Source organism: Bacillus sp. ATD, from assembly GCF_050585765.1.
GTDB lineage: Bacteria > Bacillota > Bacilli > Bacillales > Bacillaceae > Bacillus > Bacillus stercoris.
This window is the reverse complement of the sequence record NZ_JBOBQH010000002.1, coordinates 380,176-400,226: the sequence shown is the minus strand read 5'-3', so window position 1 is coordinate 400,226 and position 20,051 is coordinate 380,176. Positions and strand designations below refer to the sequence as shown.

At 42.5% G+C, this 20,051-nt stretch carries 20 protein-coding genes and 1 riboswitch; of the genes, 2 read left to right on the top strand and 18 right to left on the bottom strand.

All coding sequences use genetic code 11. The features are described 5' to 3' along the window. Nucleotides 1-3: 3 nt before the first annotated feature. The 11 genes from sleB to ACQXR1_RS06585 all read right to left on the bottom strand — a co-directional run bounded on the left by sleB (nucleotide 4) and on the right by ACQXR1_RS06585 (nucleotide 10,347). A complete protein-coding gene (sleB, locus tag ACQXR1_RS06635; RefSeq protein WP_014664430.1) occupies nucleotides 4-921 on the bottom strand; it encodes a spore cortex-lytic enzyme in 918 nt (305 codons plus the stop codon). Between the two features lie 152 nt (nucleotides 922-1,073). Then, nucleotides 1,074-1,730, bottom strand: a complete 657-nt coding sequence (prsW, locus tag ACQXR1_RS06630) for a glutamic-type intramembrane protease PrsW (RefSeq protein ID WP_014664431.1) — start codon at nucleotides 1,728-1,730, stop codon at nucleotides 1,074-1,076. 119 nt (nucleotides 1,731-1,849) lie between these two features. Next, nucleotides 1,850-2,824, bottom strand: coding sequence for a YpdA family putative bacillithiol disulfide reductase (locus ACQXR1_RS06625; RefSeq protein ID WP_095431506.1), 975 nt, complete (start codon nucleotides 2,822-2,824; stop codon nucleotides 1,850-1,852). 108 nt (nucleotides 2,825-2,932) lie between these two features. Then, on the bottom strand, nucleotides 2,933-4,207 hold the full coding sequence (gudB, locus tag ACQXR1_RS06620) for an NAD-specific glutamate dehydrogenase (RefSeq protein ID WP_014664433.1): 1,275 nt from the start codon (nucleotides 4,205-4,207) through the stop codon (nucleotides 2,933-2,935). Nucleotides 4,208-4,365: 158 nt separating this feature from the next. Beyond that, entirely contained in the window at nucleotides 4,366-4,950 is a 585-nt protein-coding gene (locus tag ACQXR1_RS06615; RefSeq protein ID WP_003230533.1) for a genetic competence negative regulator, read from the bottom strand. Nucleotides 4,951-5,108: 158 nt separating this feature from the next. Further along, nucleotides 5,109-5,888: a metallophosphoesterase gene (locus tag ACQXR1_RS06610; protein WP_243572286.1), complete on the bottom strand. Its 780-nt coding sequence runs from the start codon at nucleotides 5,886-5,888 to the stop codon at nucleotides 5,109-5,111. An 85-nt stretch (nucleotides 5,889-5,973) separates the two neighbouring features. Next, nucleotides 5,974-6,417, bottom strand: coding sequence for a YpbF family protein (locus tag ACQXR1_RS06605; RefSeq protein WP_136654167.1), 444 nt, complete (start codon nucleotides 6,415-6,417; stop codon nucleotides 5,974-5,976). Between the two features lie 62 nt (nucleotides 6,418-6,479). Next, entirely contained in the window at nucleotides 6,480-7,226 is a 747-nt protein-coding gene (locus ACQXR1_RS06600; protein ID WP_326245681.1) for a LysM peptidoglycan-binding domain-containing protein, read from the bottom strand. Then, nucleotides 7,177-7,779 carry a CPBP family intramembrane glutamic endopeptidase gene (locus ACQXR1_RS06595; protein ID WP_071578052.1) on the bottom strand — a complete coding sequence of 201 codons (603 nt, stop codon included), beginning with the start codon at nucleotides 7,777-7,779 and terminating at the stop codon, nucleotides 7,177-7,179. Before ACQXR1_RS06595 ends, ACQXR1_RS06600 begins: the two co-directional genes overlap by 50 nt. 26 nt (nucleotides 7,780-7,805) lie before the next feature. Continuing rightward, nucleotides 7,806-9,296, bottom strand: coding sequence for a RecQ family ATP-dependent DNA helicase (locus ACQXR1_RS06590; RefSeq protein ID WP_430771879.1), 1,491 nt, complete (start codon nucleotides 9,294-9,296; stop codon nucleotides 7,806-7,808). Next, a complete protein-coding gene (locus ACQXR1_RS06585; protein ID WP_069150772.1) occupies nucleotides 9,289-10,347 on the bottom strand; it encodes a helix-turn-helix domain-containing protein in 1,059 nt (352 codons plus the stop codon). Before ACQXR1_RS06585 ends, ACQXR1_RS06590 begins: the two co-directional genes overlap by 8 nt. A gap of 266 nt (nucleotides 10,348-10,613) precedes the next feature. Between ACQXR1_RS06585 and ACQXR1_RS06580 the strand changes: the two genes are divergently transcribed. After that, a complete protein-coding gene (locus tag ACQXR1_RS06580) occupies nucleotides 10,614-10,862 on the top strand; it encodes a ferredoxin (RefSeq protein WP_003225461.1) in 249 nt (82 codons plus the stop codon). A 37-nt stretch (nucleotides 10,863-10,899) separates the two neighbouring features. On the opposite strand, the gene fmnP is transcribed toward ACQXR1_RS06580, so the two are convergent. Continuing rightward, nucleotides 10,900-11,472, bottom strand: a complete 573-nt coding sequence (gene fmnP, locus ACQXR1_RS06575; RefSeq protein WP_014664441.1) for a riboflavin transporter FmnP — start codon at nucleotides 11,470-11,472, stop codon at nucleotides 10,900-10,902. Between the two features lie 153 nt (nucleotides 11,473-11,625). Further along, nucleotides 11,626-11,760, bottom strand: a riboswitch (FMN riboswitch). Nucleotides 11,761-11,968: 208 nt separating this feature from the next. Between fmnP and serA the strand changes: the two genes are divergently transcribed. After that, nucleotides 11,969-13,546: a phosphoglycerate dehydrogenase gene (serA, locus tag ACQXR1_RS06570; protein ID WP_134975390.1), complete on the top strand. Its 1,578-nt coding sequence runs from the start codon at nucleotides 11,969-11,971 to the stop codon at nucleotides 13,544-13,546. A gap of 42 nt (nucleotides 13,547-13,588) precedes the next feature. On the opposite strand, the gene aroD is transcribed toward serA, so the two are convergent. The 6 genes from aroD to resC form a co-directional block, all read right to left on the bottom strand. Then, nucleotides 13,589-14,356, bottom strand: coding sequence for a type I 3-dehydroquinate dehydratase (gene aroD / locus ACQXR1_RS06565; RefSeq protein ID WP_418657190.1), 768 nt, complete (start codon nucleotides 14,354-14,356; stop codon nucleotides 13,589-13,591). 111 nt (nucleotides 14,357-14,467) lie between these two features. Beyond that, nucleotides 14,468-15,574 (bottom strand): anti-sigma-X factor RsiX, encoded by a 1,107-nt coding sequence (gene rsiX / locus ACQXR1_RS06560; protein WP_430771878.1) that lies wholly within the window; start codon nucleotides 15,572-15,574, stop codon nucleotides 14,468-14,470. Then, nucleotides 15,510-16,094, bottom strand: coding sequence for an RNA polymerase sigma factor SigX (gene sigX / locus ACQXR1_RS06555; RefSeq protein ID WP_069149801.1), 585 nt, complete (start codon nucleotides 16,092-16,094; stop codon nucleotides 15,510-15,512). The genes rsiX and sigX overlap by 65 nt, the downstream gene beginning before the upstream one ends. 203 nt (nucleotides 16,095-16,297) lie before the next feature. Continuing rightward, nucleotides 16,298-18,067 carry a sensor histidine kinase ResE gene (gene resE / locus ACQXR1_RS06550; RefSeq protein WP_069839196.1) on the bottom strand — a complete coding sequence of 590 codons (1,770 nt, stop codon included), beginning with the start codon at nucleotides 18,065-18,067 and terminating at the stop codon, nucleotides 16,298-16,300. Beyond that, the gene (gene resD / locus ACQXR1_RS06545; RefSeq protein WP_040082743.1) at nucleotides 18,064-18,786 is read right to left on the bottom strand and encodes a DNA-binding response regulator ResD; all 723 of its coding nucleotides are present in this window, start codon (nucleotides 18,784-18,786) and stop codon (nucleotides 18,064-18,066) included. Before resD ends, resE begins: the two co-directional genes overlap by 4 nt. Before the next feature lie 80 nt (nucleotides 18,787-18,866). Further along, nucleotides 18,867-20,042 (bottom strand): cytochrome c biogenesis protein ResC, encoded by a 1,176-nt coding sequence (gene resC / locus ACQXR1_RS06540; RefSeq protein ID WP_014664450.1) that lies wholly within the window; start codon nucleotides 20,040-20,042, stop codon nucleotides 18,867-18,869. Between the last annotated feature and the right edge of the window lie 9 nt (nucleotides 20,043-20,051).

Sequence of the window (20,051 nt, the reverse complement as noted above, 5' to 3'; positions counted from 1 at the left end):
CTGCTACTCACAGAAAATGTGTTTACCGATTCTTTTAATCTGCGGACGCCCCCAAATCCACGGACTTGTAGCCGTATCCGGATTAAAGTAGTAAAGTGCTTCCTCTGACGGGTCCCAGCCATTGATGGCATCCAGCACCGCTTCTCGGGCCGTTTCATTCGGCTGCATGTAAATTTGCCCGTCGGCTACTGCTGTGAAGGCAAGCGGCTCAAAAATAACCCCCGCCACTGAATTTGGAAATAACGGGCTGTTCAAACGGTTCAAAATGACTGCTGCAATCGCAACCTGCCCCTCGTACGGCTCGCCCCGGGCTTCCCCATAAACCGCTTGAGCAAGCAGCCTGATATCGTTGTTGGAAAATCCACCAGGCATGTTCGCTGCTACCGCATCCTGTTTTCTTGCTTTTGCTGGTGTATTGTTTTGCTGTTTATTCGCATTCGCTTTAGGCTGCTGCGTTGTTTTTTCCGCAGGCTGTTTCTGCCTCGCTTCCGCTTGCTGTCTTGCTTTTTGTGTTGCTGCTTTTGACGGTTTCGTCTGATACTTCAGCGGAATTTTTCCGTAATGCGTGAATGTGTTCCCTTTATTGAGCTGTTCCATGACATATTCACGATAATACTTAGATTTACATATTAAGGTATGCTTTGTTTTAGCCCCGACAAGGCCGTCAACCTCTTTTAACCCGAATTGATCCTGAAAATTTCGAACTGCCCAGTATGTTCCCCATCCATAAACCCCGTCAATTTTTCCGTTATAATATCCGTTGTATTGAAGACGCGCCTGAAGCTCGACCACATCATCCCCTGTTGCCCCTCTTTGAATGACCTGATTCGAAAAGGCAGAGATCGTTTCAGTATTAATAAACGTCGTTATTGTAAAGGAAAAAAGGATGAGACATGCCATAATCGATCCTTTGGACTTCATCTTTTCAAGCCTCCTACAGCAAATTTTTAAGTGTAATCGTATTTTCTGTAACGAGGTTATTTTTATACACTCTTTCCTTGTTATCCCTCAGAACATAAAATCTCTTTTGTAAAAACTGCACACAAAAAAGCCGCACGATTGCTGTGCGGCTTCTATACTTGCATCATATTAACGGAACGGGCTTTTTTCGCTTTACGCAAACCAAACCACCATAAAAATACCATAAATGGAAGCATGTAATAAATCCAATTACTAAGCGCTGTCAGGATAAAATCATATGATCCATGCAAAAGGGATGGGAGAACTAAAGAAAGAACAAGCCACTTCACACGCGCCTTATCAGCGGAAAAGCGCGCTTTTCCGAGGTAAAATCCCATTATCACACCAATCAAGGCATGGCATGAAACAGGCAGGAGCGCTCTGACAAACGCATGCTCCACACCGTGGCCAATTAAATAAAGAATATTTTCGAGGGTTGCAAAACCGAGTGATACACTTGCACCGTACACAATCCCGTCATAATGCTCATCAAAGTGGGCGTGCGGGTAAACACTGATCATCAGTATAAACCATTTTAATGATTCCTCTAAAAACCCTGAAGATAAAAAAGAAACGAAAAAGCTTCCGCCTCCTACATTCTCTTTTTCAAGTACATACTGGATAAACATTGTGGGAAATACAAGAACAACCCCGAGAAAAAACGACCGAAGCACCATATGTACAGGTTCATTATCATACTGATCTTTTAAATAAAAATAACTTAACAGCGCGATGCCGGGGGCAATTCCTGCAGAGATGATTGCAAACATCAGGCAACCTCTTTCCTTTATATTCCTACGTCTATCCTACCATGTTGTTTATCATTTTACATCTGTCTGCACGTAAAAAAACAAAAAGAGCATACGAATGCATCATATGCTCCTCATCTTTAGTGGTTTTCTCTTTTGGCGATTTCCGCTGCGATTTGCCCTCCATGAAACCTGCCGTTTTCAATAAATATTTCATTTGCATTGTTACCCGCAGCAATAACCCCGGCAATAAAGACACCTTCAACGTTCGTTTCCATTGTTTCTTCATTGAAAAATGGACGTCCTGTTTCTTTATCAATCTCAACACCAATTTTTTCAAGAAATTGATGGTCAGGATGATAGCCTGTCATGGCAAACACAAAATCATTTTTAATGGTAATGAGCTCTTTCTCTCCTGAACGAAACACAACTTCATCCTCGGTGATTTTTTCGACACAGGCGCCAAATTCCATACGGATTGTACCGTTTCTGACGAGCGCTTCAAATTCGGGCAAGATCCACGGCTTAATACTTGGCGAATACTCATTGCCCCTATATAAAACTGTGACACGCGCTCCAGATTTCACGAGTTCAAGGGCGGCGTCCACGCTTGAATTTTTCCCGCCGATGACCACAACATCTTTATCAAAATACGGATGGCCTTCTTTAAAATAATGAAATACTTTCGGCAAATCCTCACCGGGTATATTCATATAGTTTGGATGATCATAATAGCCTGTGGCGATGATACAATATGGCGTCGTGTAGATCTCTTTTGACGTCTCAATAACGAATGCGTTATTTTCCGTTTTCGTCACTTTATGCACCATTTCAAACGCATTAACACGAATGTTTTTCCGTTTAACGACTTCCCGGTAATACGATAAAGCCTGAATTCTGACAGGCTTCCTGTTTTCTGTAATAAATGCCACATCTCCGATTTCGAGCTTTTCACTTGAGCTGAAAAAGGTTTGATGTGTCGGATAATTGTAAATACTGTTAACGACATTGCCTTTTTCGATGACGAGGGCATCAATGCCAATTTGTTTTAGGTGAATGGCAGCAGATAGTCCACAAGGTCCTCCGCCTATAATAATTGCTTTTTCTTGAATCATTTCTGTCAACTCCTGCGATTGGCATTTCACTTCATATTTTCTATTTCCGAATAAAAAAATCTCCTATTTTATCATAGGAGATTTTTTATTTTTATGCAAATCATCAACTTATATCCAGCCTCTAAAACGCGAAGCTTCAGCCATTTTGCGTACGCCGACCATATATGCAGCTAGCCTCATGTCAATTCTTCGGTTATTAGCCATTTCGTAAATATTGTTAAATGACTTGATCATCATTTTTTCTAATTTTTCTTCTACCTCTTCTTCACTCCAGTAGAAGCCTTGGTTATTCTGAACCCATTCAAAATAAGAAACTGTTACGCCACCGGCACTTGCCAGCACGTCTGGTACAAGCAGAATGTCTCGGTCTGAAAGAATTTTTGTTCCTTCAAGCGTTGTTGGCCCGTTCGCCGCTTCAACGACAATTTTAGCCCGGATATTATGGGCATTTTCTTCTGTAATTTGATTTTCAATCGCAGCAGGAACGAGAATATCACAATCAAGCTCCAGCAGCTCTTGGTTCGTAATGGTATCGTTGAAAAGCTTTGTTACAGTACCGAAGCTGTCGCGTCGGTCGAGTAAATAATCGATATCAAGGCCTTCCGGATCATAAAGTCCGCCATATGCATCTGAGATGCCGACAACCTTTGCTCCCGCATCATGCATGAATTTTGCCAAATAGCTTCCCGCGTTTCCGAAGCCTTGGACAACGACACGCGCACCTTTAATATCGATGCCTTTTTTCTTGGCCGCTTCTTTAATACAGATGGTTACACCTTTTGCTGTCGCAGATTCTCTCCCGTGAGATCCGCCAAGCACAAGCGGCTTGCCTGTAATAAATCCAGGCGAATTAAATTCATCAATTCTTGAATACTCATCCATCATCCAAGCCATGATTTGTGAGTTTGTAAATACATCCGGCGCCGGCACGTCTTTTGTCGGGCCGACAATTTGGCTGATCGCTCTGACATACCCTCTGCTCAGACGCTCCAGCTCTCTAAACGACATATCCCTTGGATCACAAACAATTCCGCCTTTACCACCGCCATATGGAAGATCAATTATGCCGCATTTTAAACTCATCCAAATTGAAAGCGCCTTCACCTCTTTTTCTGTTACGTTCGGGTGAAAACGTATCCCGCCTTTCGTCGGACCGACAGAGTCATTGTGCTGCGCACGATAACCTGTGAAAATCTTTACTGAACCGTCGTCCATACGAACAGGTATTTTTACCGTTAATAACCTCATCGGCTCTTTTAACAGTTCGTATACCTCTTCGGGATACCCCAATTTTTCCAGAGCCTTATGTATTACGGTTTGGGTTGATTTTAATACATCAAGTTTGTCCTCTTCTGTATGACCGGTGTTTCGATCGGCTGCCATTTGAGTTAACCTCCTAGAATCTTCTGTTTCTCACATGCTCCCTTTCAGAGAATAGTATACACCTTCATCTGATCTGTGCATAGAATAAACGTTATGTTTTTCCATGTTTTTTACCGAAAAAAAAACTGCTGTGAAATCAGCAGTTTTCCGTTGCATTCTTATGAAAAATGAGTTTGTATCGTCTCAACGGCATTACCGTCCATTATGAGCTTACCATACTCTTGCAGGCGATAAATCGTTAAAGTTGTCGGATTGCCGTATTCCGCCAGAACCGCCACAACCCCCTCAGCCGTATGTGACCCCAGATCTTCAAGGCTTAAAAAGTACTGCCCGTCATAGTGGTAGACAGTTCCCCCTGTGATACCGATTCGCTGTAAGCTTTCTGAAAGCTGAATGATATCTTCAAAGGAATGGAATTGATATATGATGTCCGCGCTTTCATCAAGCTTGACTTGCATTTCGATGTAATCATCATCATACTCATCGTCTTCTGAATCGGCGTCTTGGTTCTTTGTTACGATCACGACCATCCCTTGTGCTTGGAGAGAATACACTTCCACTGCAATCGGTCCATTCGCTTCAAAGCCGAGCTCTGTATTTGCTTCATTCATCATATCTTTAAATAACTGGTGGACTTTAAATGAGTCCTTCCAGAGGTCTTCTTTTGTCAATCCCCGGTCTGTCAAATCATCGAGGGTTAAAAAGATTTTGATCTTATTATAATTCAGACGCTCAAGCCGCATAACGTTCCCTCCTGCCTCTACTTGCACACAAATCATATAACACATTATATGAGATGATGAGTCATAGGTTCTTAATTGTTATCAGTTTACACTGAGTTCACTAGTAAGACAAGCACAATGCAGTTTTTATTGCCATATGGACTTTTGCTTTTTAGAAGTTACTCTGGTCCGCAAAGAGTCACAATGTGTGTTTCAGGCTCAGCACCTAAACGCAGAGGCACTTTTGTCGTGCCGTAGCCGTTGCTGATCAGATAAGCCGCATTTTTAACAATGCCTGTTTTCCCCAGTTCATAAGGGCCAAATTCCCCAAACCTGATCTGACCTCCATGGGTATGTCCGCTGAATATCACATCAATACCGTCCCCTTCATTGATTTGCTCATGAATCTCCGGATTATGACAAACTAGAATATTCAGCTGGCTTTTGTCGAGTTCTTTAATGGCTTCCTCATAATGATCCATCTCCATCCTGATATCATCAACCCCGGCAATCGCAATCGTATGGCCGTTGTACGAAAACGGAACTGACTCATTCCTCAGAGTGATGACACCGTGCGCTTTGAATATGGAATACAGCTTATGCTGTTTGACTTCATAATCATTATTCCCCCACACAAATACAACAGGAACTCCTAAATCAGCGAGCCTTTTGATGTTTTCCTCAATTCTCGCAATAGGCACCCCGCCCTCAGCTAAATCTCCGCCGATGATTACGAGGTGAGGGGCATGGCTTCGCGCTTTTTCCAAAAGGTCTTGATCGATAAGACGTTTGTGAATATCCGAAATAAAAAAGATGGTAAGTGGCGGCTTGCCCTTCATTTTTGATAAAGGAAACGTATGTGTTTTTAAGTGGTTGCCTTTTGCAGTTGAATACATTTTTGCCGTCATTGCCGCTGCCGCAACAGTCAGCACACTGGCAATTTTCACTGATAGCTTCATAAAAACTCTCCATTCTTTTTTAGAACTTATCAATAAGACGGACAATAAAAAAAGACGTTTCTACCGTTTGAGAAAACGCCCGATTTTATTTACTTTCAAAATATAGATTAATGTCATATCTGTGCTTCATCATTTGAAAAACAGACTCTCTCGCCTTCCATTTATCCGGCTGCGGCCAAAGATCAGTGCTTTTCTGAATAATTTCGCATCTCAGTTTATGGAAATCACCCTCAGCTTTTTCTTCCTTTTTCTTAAAGTAATATGAAGTGCAGTATGCAAAAGCGGTTGCCATCATCCAAAATAAATAAAAGGTATGGCTGAGCATTTCTTGAAGAACGAGCTGAGGCGCCGGGCTTTTGAGCATAATCATAAGACATAATAAGCCTAAGCAAATAAGTGAAGCCCATCGCCATCTGCGGCATTGCAACGCATAATTTTCAAATTTTTGTTTTCGCTTCACCAGCGCTTGGAGCATCTGTTTGGTCGGCGCGTCTGTAAACTGATCCAGCTGATTCCATAAGGATTCCATACGCTTCACACCTTGTCCATTTTCATTGCTACAATATATGAACGTAAAAGAAAAAAAATGCCCTATTCATCCATTAAGGGGATGTCCAAAATTTGTCCGGTGTAAACATCATTTCCATTCAGATGATTATACGCCCGAATTTTTTCTTCTCCTGTCCGGCTTTTATAATACTTCATGGAAATGCGGTATAGCGTTTCTTTCTTTTGAACGGTGTGCTTGACAATGCGATTCGGCTCAGGTTGAGCTGGCTCAGCCGGCTTCTGTTGCTGTTCTTGCCGTTGTACTGTTGATTGGGAAGAGGAAGCAGCCGCGGCGGTTGCTTCCTCCTTATTTGCCGAGTCTTCTTTTTCCGCTACAGCAGTCTGTTTTTGATCAGCAGCTGATTTTGCCGGCTCTTTCGCCTTTGAATCCTCAAGCTTTTTTTTTGACTCCTTTTGCAGTGCTGTCTCTTTGGTGTCTTTAGTGTCGGCATTGTTTTTATCCTCTGATTTCGGGACAACCTCGTATTTGCTTTGGCTGCTGTCGATAAAAACATCTTCATAATCGTCATGATTATCCGGGTGGCTCTTTAAATAAAATAAGGTAACTAAAACGATAACCGGCACAAATACAAATAGTACAGCGAGTACTGTAAATAATGGCGTTTTTGTTTTGCCTTGCTTTTTTTTCTGTTCTCTTTGATTTTTTACGGATTGTCTTGTCGGGAGGTTTTCACCATCATCATCGACATAATCGTCCGCCAATGCGGCATTTTGATCTTCATAAAGATTCTGGGCTTTTCTTCTCTCTACTCTCGACATGTTCGTCATGTTTATCCCTCCTCACATGTTCAAAACGAATCTGACAGGCAAACACGGCATCAATGATAAAATGTGCCGTCATCGGAACAAATAAGTTACCGGTCCATTCATACATCAGACCAAGTAAAAAGCTGATTGCTGTCACCATAATAAATAACAGCCATTTTGACAAATACCGAAAGTGCAGAACGGCAAAGATAAGGCTGGCCGCCCATAAACCGATATGAGTCTGCAGCACTCCTCTGAATAACATTTCTTCCGCGAAAGCAATCAGAAGCGTTAAAAATATAATATGAGGGATTGACCTCTTACTGAATATTTTTTTATTGATTCCGCCGTCATCATATAAATGATGTGGGCACCATTTCATTATTGCCATATCGGCTAAAATAACAATAACCGCTATAGAAACACCATACCAGATGATTCGCATATCGCGAATGTCCCAGAGCTTTAATACATCCCGTATATCCTCAAAAAAGAACAGCCCTGCTGCAGCTGCGGCAAAGATGATGAGTAGCTGCGTCAAATATAACTGCTTCAGCATATCACGGTCAGACATATGCTGAATATAATCTTTTTGCTGTTTCAGTTCAGCTCACCTACAGTCTGCAAGCTGAATATCCGGTGCAATTCCGAACTCCAGCTGTCTAATGGCGCCATTTTACTCCGTTCCCCTATTTGTTCATACAAGGATAAATCAAAACCGCAATGAGAACAGCACGGAAAGTTTCCGGCATCTGGCTCGTACGATTCATCAAAGTAGGTTAACAGTGACTGCCTTAAACAGCCCTCACGCTGAAGCAGAAAAGATACACGGCGCATTTTTTCCAGCTTCAGCTCCATGCGGTATGAAATTTCTTTCTTCATCAGTTCAACTGACGTTTTCCCCTGCATAAAGAGATGAATCATCGTTCGGGCCTGTGTCTCTCCGGCGCCATACTGCATTAATACGTCACGCAGTCTTCTCTCATCCCGCTCCTCCGTCTTCTCTAGCACACGGATCACGTCGGCGATTTCTTCAGCTGTGACACTCTCCATTTGGATAATCTGCTCCTGCAATTCAAAATCCCCTGGCGCCCGCAGCAAAATGCTGACACTCGGCTTTCCATCGCGGCCCGCTCTGCCGATTTCCTGCATAAAAGCTTCAGCCGTCTGCGGGAGGTGAAAATGAATCACATATCTGATATCAGGTTTATCGACACCCATTCCAAACGCATTCGTACAACATATCACATCAAGCTGGTTATGAATAAACTGCTGCTGAATTAAAATTCTGTCACCTGACTCCAAACCGCCATGGTAAAAGTCTGCTCTGCTGCTTGTTTTGCTTTTAATTTCACCAGCTAATTCCTCGGCCCATTTCCGTGTCGGACAATAAACAATTCCCGGACCTTGCAGGTTTTCAACCAGCTGAATGACCCTATCTATTTTTTCGGCCGCATCCGCTGCATTTTCAACCCTCAGTGCGATATTCGGGCGGTTGACTGAGTTGAGATGCTGGTCAGCATGCTGCAGCTCCAGCAGGTTCATGACATCTTGCAGCGTATCCTTTGTAGCCGTAGCAGTCAATGCCAAAACGGGCGGGTGTCCCAGTATTTTTCTCAGCTGTCCGAGCTTTGAATAGTCAGGCCTGAAGTCGTGGCCCCATTCAGATATACAATGTGCTTCATCAATAACAAAAAGGCTGATCGGAACGTTTTTCAATTTTTCCAATACATATGGAGACTGCAGAGCCTCAGGAGACAAGTACAAAAATTTATATTGATGAATATGTTCTAAAACAAATTGTCTTTCCTGCCTGTTAAGCATGCTGTTCAAAGCGGCCGCACGCTTTTCTCCTCGGGCTTTCAGCTGCTGCACCTGATCTTCCATTAAAGAAAGCAGTGGAGAAACGATTAATACCATGCCGTCAAGCATATAACCAGGCAGCTGGTAGCAAAGCGATTTCCCTCCCCCAGTCGGGAGCATTGCAATGGTATCCTTCCCGCTGAGAATACTTCTAATAATGTCCTCCTGCCCTTTTTTAAAGGAAGTAAAACCAAAATAATGATGTAACGTTTGCTGTAATCTACTCATATTGCTGCACCTGCTTTGTCAATGCCAGTCTGATTTGAAAGTAGCTGAACCGCTGCCCCAGACCGTCACGAATTTGTTTGATTTTGTTCGTCCGCATCCGTTTGGCAAACGCTGCAATTTGGATTTGATCTTCTGCTGATACATAGTCATTAATTATAAACGCAGGCTCGTGAAGAGAAATCTCAACAATATGGTCTTCGATCGTCGCTGTTTTCAGCTTTCTGATTTCGGCAATTCGATGTATCGGGAACCCTTGTTTGACCATCTGCCATGTTTTCCTCGTTGACTCTGTCAGGGCATTATCTAAATGCACATCAGAAAGTAGATCCTTTAACAAAGCATCTTCACACTCGGGAAGAGAATGAATAAAATAATGTACCGAAGCCCAAAACATGATATAGACATACCATTCATCTTCTTTCAGCGTGTCAGCAAGCTGCCTGCTCGTATAACCGATCCGATCGTGCGAGGTTAAGGAGTAGACAAAAATTTGCGCTGCTTTGTCTTCGATCTTTTTCAAATGCGCCTCAAGCATGGCGAAAAGGCTCCTTGCCATCTCTTTATGATCCGTATGCCGGGACAGGTATTTCTTTACCCAGTGAAGTGTCTTGTAATCCTTTGTGACAGGAATATATCGCCTGCTCCCTTTCTGCTTATGGGATAAGACCTGCACAAGCAGCGAAAGCCTTTTCCAAAGCACGCTGGCAGCCTGCTGATAATGAGCACCGTGGCAATGAACGGGCCAAGGCCGCTCACTAAGGGCATGCCTCAAAACTCCTTCGCCGCTGGCTGTTACTTTGTATGTATCTGTTTCAGACAAAGGCGCGAGATATGAATGCTTTTCAAGCTTGTCAAGCGACGCAGAAATATCGTTTCTCGAACATTGCGCCGCCATTCCAAAGTATTTTGCAGTCTGAAATAAGCCGGCATCTTGAATGGTTTGTGACGATCTCTTTCCTTTGAATAGGTGAAAAACAGCGCTTCCCGACCGTTCCCCATTTATTTTGCAAAGGCAATCGAGAACCATAATATCGAAGTAATTTAATGACAACCTATTCACCCACATTCTTCCTGACAAAAATCGTTGATTTGCTCTTTTTATTTTAACAGATTTCAAACAGAAATCGACGTTTAAAGTCATCATTAAGGGGGATGTTATGTAGATAACCCCTTATGTGATAAGTATTCTCAATCATTTTTCTGTTGAAATGTGGCAGCAACATCATTACAATAAGTAAGAGGAATAGGTGTTAAATTGATTAAATTATAAAGATTGATCCATTTGTTCCACCAAGAACAATCTGGGAGGTTTTATTCATGGCAAAGTACACAATCGTAGACAAAGATACATGTATTGCATGCGGCGCTTGCGGAGCTGCTGCACCAGACATTTACGATTACGATGATGAAGGCATCGCGTTCGTAACGCTTGACGAAAACAAAGGTGTTGTCGAAGTTCCTGAGGTACTGGAAGAAGATATGATTGACGCATTTGAAGGATGCCCTACCGATTCCATCAAAGTGGCGGATGAGCCATTTGAAGGCGACCCGCTTAAATTTGAATAGAAGTAACAAAAAAGCTCCCCGGCGGGAGCTTTTTTATTTAATGGATATGCGCACTTCGCTGCTGCTCAATCCATGGCTTAAGCTTGATAAAAATAAGTGAGAAAACAACCGTAATCACAATACCTTTTATCATGTTAAACGGCAGGATACCCGCGACGACTGCTGTTTTCAGCGCGCTGTCGGACAATGCCGGTGAATGTAAAAACCACGTGTATGCAGGAAGAATCAGAACATAATTTAAAATACTCATCAAAATGGTCATCGCTGCAGTTCCCAAAAGCAGGCTGACAGCCAAGCCCTTTGCTGAGTTGAGCTTTTTAAATAAGAAAGCAGTCGGCAATATAAAGAGTGTTCCTGCAATAAAATTCGCAATTTGCCCTACAGGAACTCCTGCCATGCTTCCCTGAATGATATACTGAAGAACATTTTTTATCGCTTCTACAGCAATACCCGCCAAAGGTCCGTAAATCAGAATGGCAATAATAGCGGGAACATCGCTAAAATCGATTTTTAAATAATCCGGAAGACCCGGAAACGGGAAATTTAACAGCATCAAAACAAATGCAATGCTGCTCAGCATACTGACCACAACTAATTTTTTTACTTTCACTTCACTCTCTCCTTTTCGATCACATCTTACTCGAAAACGGAAAGGTCCTTTTCCAGCCAATAAAAAAACCGCTTCATACATAAAAGCGGGGTTTCGAAAATTAGGCTAGGCAAAGAAACGTTTGAAAACTTTAATTTCAAAACGCTTATGAACCTCCATCTTCTCCCATCCAGACTGTACTGTCGGCTTCGGAATCTCACCGAATCCTGCTGTAAAAACAGCTCGCGGGCTTAGAGCCATTGGCTCATCACCGCCGGTAGGGAATTTCACCCTGCCCCGAAGATTGATCATATGAAATTTAGTTCCATTATAAACGATAACTGGTTGGCTGTATAGAGAATTGCTTCAAATTATAAATATTGCCTGTAAGCTGTCAGAACATTGATATATTAGGCTTTACTTTTATCCTTTACTGCGTCAATACACATTGACACTCTTTTGAGAATATGTTAAATTATCAGATATTTAGTTTGTCAATTTAGGAGGAAATCTAACGATGTTTCGAGTATTGGTCTCAGACAAAATGAGCAACGACGGTTTACAGCCACTTATTGAATCAGACTTTATTGAAATCGTTCAAAAAAACGTAGCAGATGCAGAAGATGAATTACATACTTTTGATGCTCTTTTGGTGCGAAGTGCGACAAAAGTAACAGAAGACCTTTTCAACAAAATGACTTCTTTAAAAATTGTCGGAAGAGCCGGTGTCGGTGTCGATAATATCGATATTGATGAGGCAACTAAACACGGGGTAATCGTGATCAACGCTCCGAACGGCAACACCATTTCAACAGCTGAGCATACATTTGCGATGATCTCTTCTTTAATGAGACATATTCCTCAAGCTAATATCTCAGTGAAATCCAGAGAGTGGAACCGTACAGCTTACGTCGGTTCAGAGCTTTATGGAAAAACACTTGGTATTGTAGGATTAGGCCGAATCGGAAGCGAAATTGCACAGCGTGCGAGAGCGTTCGGTATGACTGTGCACGTTTTTGATCCTTTCTTAACGGAAGATAGAGCGAAAAAAATCGGCGTAAACAGCCGTACATTTGAAGAAGTGCTAGAAAGTGCGGATATTATAACTGTTCACACGCCTTTAACAAAAGAAACAAAAGGCTTATTGAATAAAGAAACGATTGCAAAAACGAAAAAAGGTGTTCGCTTAATTAACTGTGCGCGAGGCGGTATTATCGATGAAGCAGCACTTCTCGAAGCTTTGGAAAGCGGGCATGTTGCCGGAGCGGCGCTTGACGTTTTCGAAGTTGAACCGCCAGTTGACAACAAACTCGTTGATCATCCATTAGTCATTGCCACTCCTCACCTGGGAGCATCAACGAAAGAAGCACAGCTCAATGTCGCGGCACAAGTGTCAGAAGAAGTTCTGCAGTTCGCAAAAGGTCTACCTGTTATGTCAGCTATTAACTTGCCTGCTATGACAAAAGATGAATTCGCTAAAATTAAGCCCTACCATCAAATTGCAGGAAAAATTGGCAGCCTTGTATCACAGTGCATGAAAGAACCGGTACAGGATGTTGCCATTCAATATGAAGGCACAATTGCCAAACTTGAAACATCGTTCATTACAAAAGCCCTTCTGTCAGGCTTTTTAAAACCGCGCGTTGACTCTACTGTTAATGAGGTCAATGCCGGAGGTGTCGCAAAAGAACGCGGCATTAGCTTCAGTGAAAAAATTTCCTCTTCTGAATCTGGATATGATAACTGCATCAGCGTAAAAGTGACAGGAGACCGAAGCACCTTTACTGTAACGGCTACGTATATTCCTCATTTCGGGGAACGTATTGTCGAGATCAACGGATTTAATATCGATTTTTATCCGACAGGTCACTTGGTATATATCCAGCATCAAGATACAACAGGTGTGATTGGCCGAGTAGGACGTATTCTCGGGGATAACGATATTAACATTGCAACCATGCAGGTTGGCCGTAAGGAAAAAGGCGGAGAAGCCATCATGATGCTTTCCTTTGACAGACATCTGGAAGATAAAATTGTGAAAGAACTAACAAATGTCCCTGATATTGTGTCTGTGAAGCTCATAGATCTGCCATAATCAAAAAAACTCAAGCTATATAGCTTGAGTTTTTTTATTGTTCTATTCTCGTGTGTTTTTATGCAAAATGTCTAAGACACTCCTTAGCTCAGAAACAGGTATTTGGCCTGGTGCCGACGCCTCTTCTCCCGCGCCAAAAGTACAAGCCGATCCAAAAACCTCACCGCTCAGCCTGCTGATGAGCCCTGTTGCAGCCATTGACATTGTAATAATGGGACGGTCTGCATATTTTGTTTTCATTGTATACGTCGCTTCAAGCAGCGTTAAAAGATCTCCAGTATCATTCGGCATGACAGCCATTTTTGGAATATGCGAGCCTAAATCCTGCATTTTTCGAAGTCTGGAAAGAATTTCATCTTTTGCAGGTGTTTTCTCAAAGTCGTGATTTGACATCACCACATAGACGTTGTTTTCTTCCGCCAGCGATACTAACGATTTTACCTGTGCATCTCCTGTAAATAATTCGATGTCAATCAGATCGATATCTTTTGTTTGGATTGCCGATTCCAGCAAAGCAAGATAGGAGCTTTCGTCTATTTCCAGGCTCCCTCCTTCTTTATGGGTTCTGAATGTAAATAGAAATAGCTCGTCCGCTAAAGACTTACGAAGCTTAGAAATCATCTTTGTGACCGCTTCTCTGTCATTCGCTTTTTCAAATACGTCGACTCGCCACTCTACAATATCCGGATTCAGAAGTTTTACAGCTTCTGCTTCGTTCAAAATTTGTTCTTCCGTTTTTCCCATCAGCGGAACGATGATTTTCGGCATCCCTTCTCCGATGGAAACTCCTTTAATCGTTAACACGTTCACTTGTCTCAAATCCTTTCAATCGTTACCTTGTTTTATTATACACGCACAACTTTTTTTTGAAAATTTCTATTATATGAACAGCAACTAAAAAAGAGCCTCAAAAGGCCCTTTTTAGTTTAAGGAAATCGGATTTGGAGCAGCTGGCACTGGTATTGCATCTGATATGTCATATTTGCCGATTTTTTTCGTTCTGGTTTCCGTAAAGGTCACTTCTGTGAAGCCAAACTCTTTTGCAGTTAAAAGTAGTCCCTCAATCATTAAAATACCGGCAATAGAATCATCAACTTCTGAGTCCTTTGAGAAGCGGATATATAAGTGTTTCTGTTTCTTCGTTACAGATTGGACAGCACCCGCTTGAATAAGAGGTGTCGTATCTTCTTGGCTGGTCGATTCCATTTCCTTAATCGCTTCTTTTACTGTATCAAAAGAATTAATTGAAGGAACGAGAAAGTCTTGTCCTTGTTTATTTTGGTACAAGTAGTAGGATCGTTTTGACTGTTTGGGAATCGAAATTTCCGTAAAAGTGCCATATGAGCCAATCCGAACCCCAGGCTCATTTTGATCCGAAAGAAATTTTATTTTTTCATAAGGACTCCATTTTAAGGATTCTTTCAGCAATTTTTTTAACAGTGTATCATCTTTTACAGAAAAAGCCGTAATAGGCTGATGGACTCGTATACTTAATTCCTTCTGCTTTGGGTTTTCCTTTATTTCTACTTCATCTATGAAGGATGGAATCGTAATGGCATGATCAAAGATATCCAATTCACTACTTACAAACAGCATATCCTGTATCGTTTGGTCTGCATTTGTTTTTTGGATGCTGATGGGTATGATTGCGGATGTATCGGCATCAGCTACCGCTACAGTGATGTAATTGTCTTGTTCCTTTTCAGGTACAACATACGATGTCTGATCCAGGGATGTTGCAGCTTTTAGGCTGTCTTCTGTCTCAGTTTTCGTTACTGCGTGCTCTTGGGACGCTTCTTTTTGTTGAGGCTGTGCCTGATCAAAGAAATGAGGAGAAATAATGAAGGCGATATAAACCGCAATTGCAGCGGCACACGCGGGGCCAATCCACCTGACAGCGGGCTTTTTTTTACGCTTTGCCATCGTCAGCCGCTTGTAAATATCCTGAGGCGAACGATGGTCTTTAACTGCCGGAAGTTGACTTAGCAACTCCTTTATCTGTTCTTCGTTCCATTCTGACTTCATCATCCATTAGCTCCTCCCTCAAAAGCTCCATATGTTTCCGAAGTACTTTGAGCCCTCTGTGTTGGGTCGTTTTTACTTTGCTTTCCGAGAAGCGCAGAGCTTTGGCTGTTTCCTGTATTGAATATCCCTGAATAAACCGCAAGATAATCACAGCTCTTTGATCGATCGTACATTGATCAAGTGCAGCATAAATTTCCCGGGCATTTTCATGTTGAACCGCAAGTTCGTCCGGAAGCAATTGCTGATCCCTGACATCCTGTGTATCCCAGTCAAATGTGCCAAGTATACGCTGTCTGATCGTTTGCTGTTTACGGAACCAGTCTATCGCTACGTGGCGTGCGATAGACAAAAGCCATGTTTTTTCACTGCTTCTTCCTTCAAACGTATGATAAGAATTTAATACACGGATATAAACCTCTTGAAGAAGATCTTCTGTCTGGTTTTTATCCTTTACCATATAAAATAAAAATTGGTACAAATCTTGATGATATGTATCATATAATAATTGAAAGGTTTCTTCCATTTGAAACCCCTCCGTTCACTTTTTTGTCGTATGAATAGCTTGAAAAGTTACATTACAACTATATTACGAGAAACTGGAATTTGGAAGGGAATTTATATTAACATATCCTTAAATTTTATTAATGTTGGCTATTTAAAAAACACCCGCTCAATCAGCGGGTGTTTCTTATGGAACAAGATTCTTCGGCAAATTCAGACTCGATTTTACCGTTTTGTCGGAATATAAAAAGTAAATGTTGTTCCTTTATCTATTCGGCTGTGCACAGTAATCGATCCGTTGTGGGCTTCCACGATATTTTTAACGATAGCCAGCCCTAGACCGGTTCCTGCTCTGCCCCTTGTCCGCGCTTTATCTGCCTTATAAAACCGCTCAAAGATGAATGGCAGATCTTCTTCTGGTATGCCGGATCCGGAGTCTTTGATATCAACTTTCAATCCATCCTTTACAGAATGGACCGTAATGGAGACGCTGCCGCCAGATGAAGTATGACGCAGCGCGTTATCGATCAAATTGGTAAATACCTGCTCCATCTTGTCTTCATCAAACATAAATTCCTCTTCTGTGAGAGAAATGTCATGATGTAAAGCAATATCTTTTTCTTTAGCAACACCGGAAAACTTCCGAATAATCTTCTCTAAAAATTCATTGACATTGATTTTTTCATAATGCAAACCTGTATGGCCTGATTCCATTCGGGCTAAATCAAGCAAATCATTAACTAGTCGGCCCATTCGGAGCGATTCGTCATAAATGATTTGGGCGATTTCTTTCCGGTCTTCTTCAGAGCTTGCAATGTCATCAACAATCGCTTCACTGTATCCCTGTAGCATAGAGATCGGTGTTCTCAGCTCATGACTGACATTTGCGATAAAGTCCTCCCGCAGTTTATCAAGGCGGCGTTCTTCAGTCATGTCACGCAGTACGGCAACTGCTCCTCTGACGTGCGATTCCGCGTAAAGCGGCGACATCAAAAGCACCCATGATCTGCCTTGCAGCGTCATCTCAATCATTTGTTCTTTTTCAGTGCTGACAGCATTTTGGAACAGTTCTTTTGCTTCAGGCGGAAGGTTGTCGCCTTCTTTGATATTCATGTTCTGCTCATAATACCAAGCCTGAAGAAAACGTTCAGCCGGCGGGTTGGTCACAAGAATCGTACCGTCAATATTAATGGTAATAACCCCGTCAGCCATACTGCTCAAAATGTTAGAAAGCTGCTCTTTTTCTTGATTGAGCGCATTGATATGAAAGTTAAGCTGCCGGCCCATTTGATTAAAAGCGGTCGCCAGTTCACCGATTTCATCCTGAGTTAAGATCGGGATTTTTGTATCGAACTTGCCCTTCGCCAAATCCTGCGCGCCTTCTCTCATTTTTCGGAGCGGGTACGTGACCCTGCTTGATAAAAAGAATGCGAAAAATGTGGTCAGCACTATCGCGATCCCCGCGGCAAGAAAAATATAGCGGGTCGTATGTTTTGTTGTATCTTTCACGGCAAGCAAAGACTGGGATAAAAAGACCATGCCTTTCTTTCCGTCTTTTTCATACGGGACACCTACAATCAAGCGTTCATTATCCGTATCTGTATCACTCAGTCCCGTTCGTTTGCTTACTTTTTTATGGTCTCGGAGAGCTTTATTTAAGTCTTTGTCATGCTGTATTTGCTCAACCGTAATAGACGACAGGCGATTTTTGTCATTGGGAGAATACCAGTACTTTTTCTCATCCTGGATGATGGCAATGCTTGTTAAGTTATCAGCGAGCTCCCAAGTGATTGATCGTGCCAGTGCCTGGTCCTCGTGATTTTCCAAGATGACAGCTACTTTATTCGCAAGCTGTGTTAAATCATTCTCAGCTTCTTCCACATGGTAGTTTTCAATAAACTCCAGCAAAAGAACCGTTAAAATGAACAATACGATCAAGACGAGTGAAAGGATCGTAAACCACAGCTTGCCTACTACGCTTTTCCAAAATTTCATTCAGCGCCGACCTCAAATTTATAACCTACACCCCATACGGTGACAATTTTTTTCGCAGCTTCCGGAGATACCTTGTTCAGCTTCTCTCTCAGGCGTTTGACGTGAGTGTCCACTGTCCGTAAATCACCAAAAAACTCATATTGCCACACTTCTTTCAGAAGCTTTTCCCGATCATACACCTTGTCAGGCGTTTTCGCTAAGAAGTATAGAAGTTCATACTCTTTTGGCGTCAGGCTTACTTCCGTTCCATCAGCCGTTACGCGGTGAGCATCATGGTCAATCGACAAATGTGAAAACACGAGCACATTTTTCGTCGGTGTATTGGCATTGAAATAAGAGGTTTGGGATGCTCTTCTCAAAAGAGCCTTTACCCGCAGCACGACTTCTCTCGGGCTGAATGGCTTAACAATATAATCATCTGTTCCTGCTTCAAACCCCTGCACCCGGTTTGCTTCTTCTCCTTTTGCGGTCAGCATGATAATGGGTGTCGCTTTTTTTTCGCGAATTTGCCGGCACACTTCAATTCCGTCAGTTCCCGGCATCATCAGATCAAGCAAAATCAGATCATAATTGGCTTCAAGCCCTTTGGCAATGGCTTCATCACCATTTTCCGCTTCATCTATAACATAATTTTCACGTTCAAGATACATTCTTAAAAGGCGGCGAATTCTGGCTTCGTCATCAACTACTAATATTTTTGTTTCGTTCGTTTGGTCCATGTTTTCCCCCTGCTTTCCTTCTGTTACTTTCATTTTATCAAATCGTGAGAAAGTTTGAGAACTGTGTCGCTTTCAAAGGACTATGCATAAGAATGAAGTCCGGCAAGCACTAGATTTACGAATATTAAATTAAACATAATAATAGCAAAACCGATTACGGCCAGCCATGCTGACTTCTCACCGTGCCAGCCTCTTGACAGTCTTAAATGCAAGTAAGCCGCATAAAACAAAAACGTGATCAGCGCCCATACTTCCTTAGGGTCCCAGCCCCAAAATCTCGTCCACGCGAGCTGAGCCCAAATCATCGCAAAGATCAGTGCGCCGAGCGTAAATACCGGAAACCCGATTGATACGGCCCTGTACCCAACCTCATCCACCAGATCAAGATTGACGTTTTTCACAAGCGGATGTAAAAGAGCGCTGATTCTTTTTCTGATGATCAGACGAAGAGCCCCATACAACACAAGACCTGCTCCAAATGACCAAATGACAGTGTTCACTTTTCTTCCTGAGAAAAGCGCGGGAAGATCAACAAGCGGTTCCATTCTCCCCTCGGTCAAAAGCTCTCCCTGATGCGGACCGACAAGCGCAGGCATTTCGTACACCATCACGCTTTTCTCTTTATTTTTATCCACCCAGTTAAACTCCGCTTCATAGCCCGCAAGACGAAATGCTGATGTAATCGCAATAAAGGCGACGGTTGTGACCAGGATAAACATAATCGCTTCAAGCCAGAAGGTTTTTTTGCTTGGTTTTGTCTGGTCTACATGCTTTAAAAGAAAGATGACACCAGCGACAAAGCTGATGGCAAGTATAGCTTGCCCAAGCGCGGCCGTTGTTACGTGAATATACAGCCAATTGCTTTGGAGCGAAGGAATTAAAGGCGAGATATCTGTCGGAAACATGCTGGCGTAGGCAATCAGCAATAAAGCGATTGACAGCGTAAACAGGCCTAATGAAGGCAATCTATAAATAAAATAAAGAATAATAAACGCCAAAACAAGCATCATGCCAAAAGCGGTGGTGAATTCAAACATATTGCTGACCGGCGCATGGCCGCTGGCAGCCCACCTTGTGATGAAATACCCAAGGTGGCAAATAAACCCAACAACAGAAAGGGTGATTCCAATGTTGGCCCATCGGTTTTGCCTGCCCTTTTTATCTTTATTTCCTCGTATGGCCCCGCCGAAAATCGGGACAGCGATTAAATACACAAGAAAGGCCGCATAAAGAAAATTTCCGCTCAGCTCTGCCATGACATCACT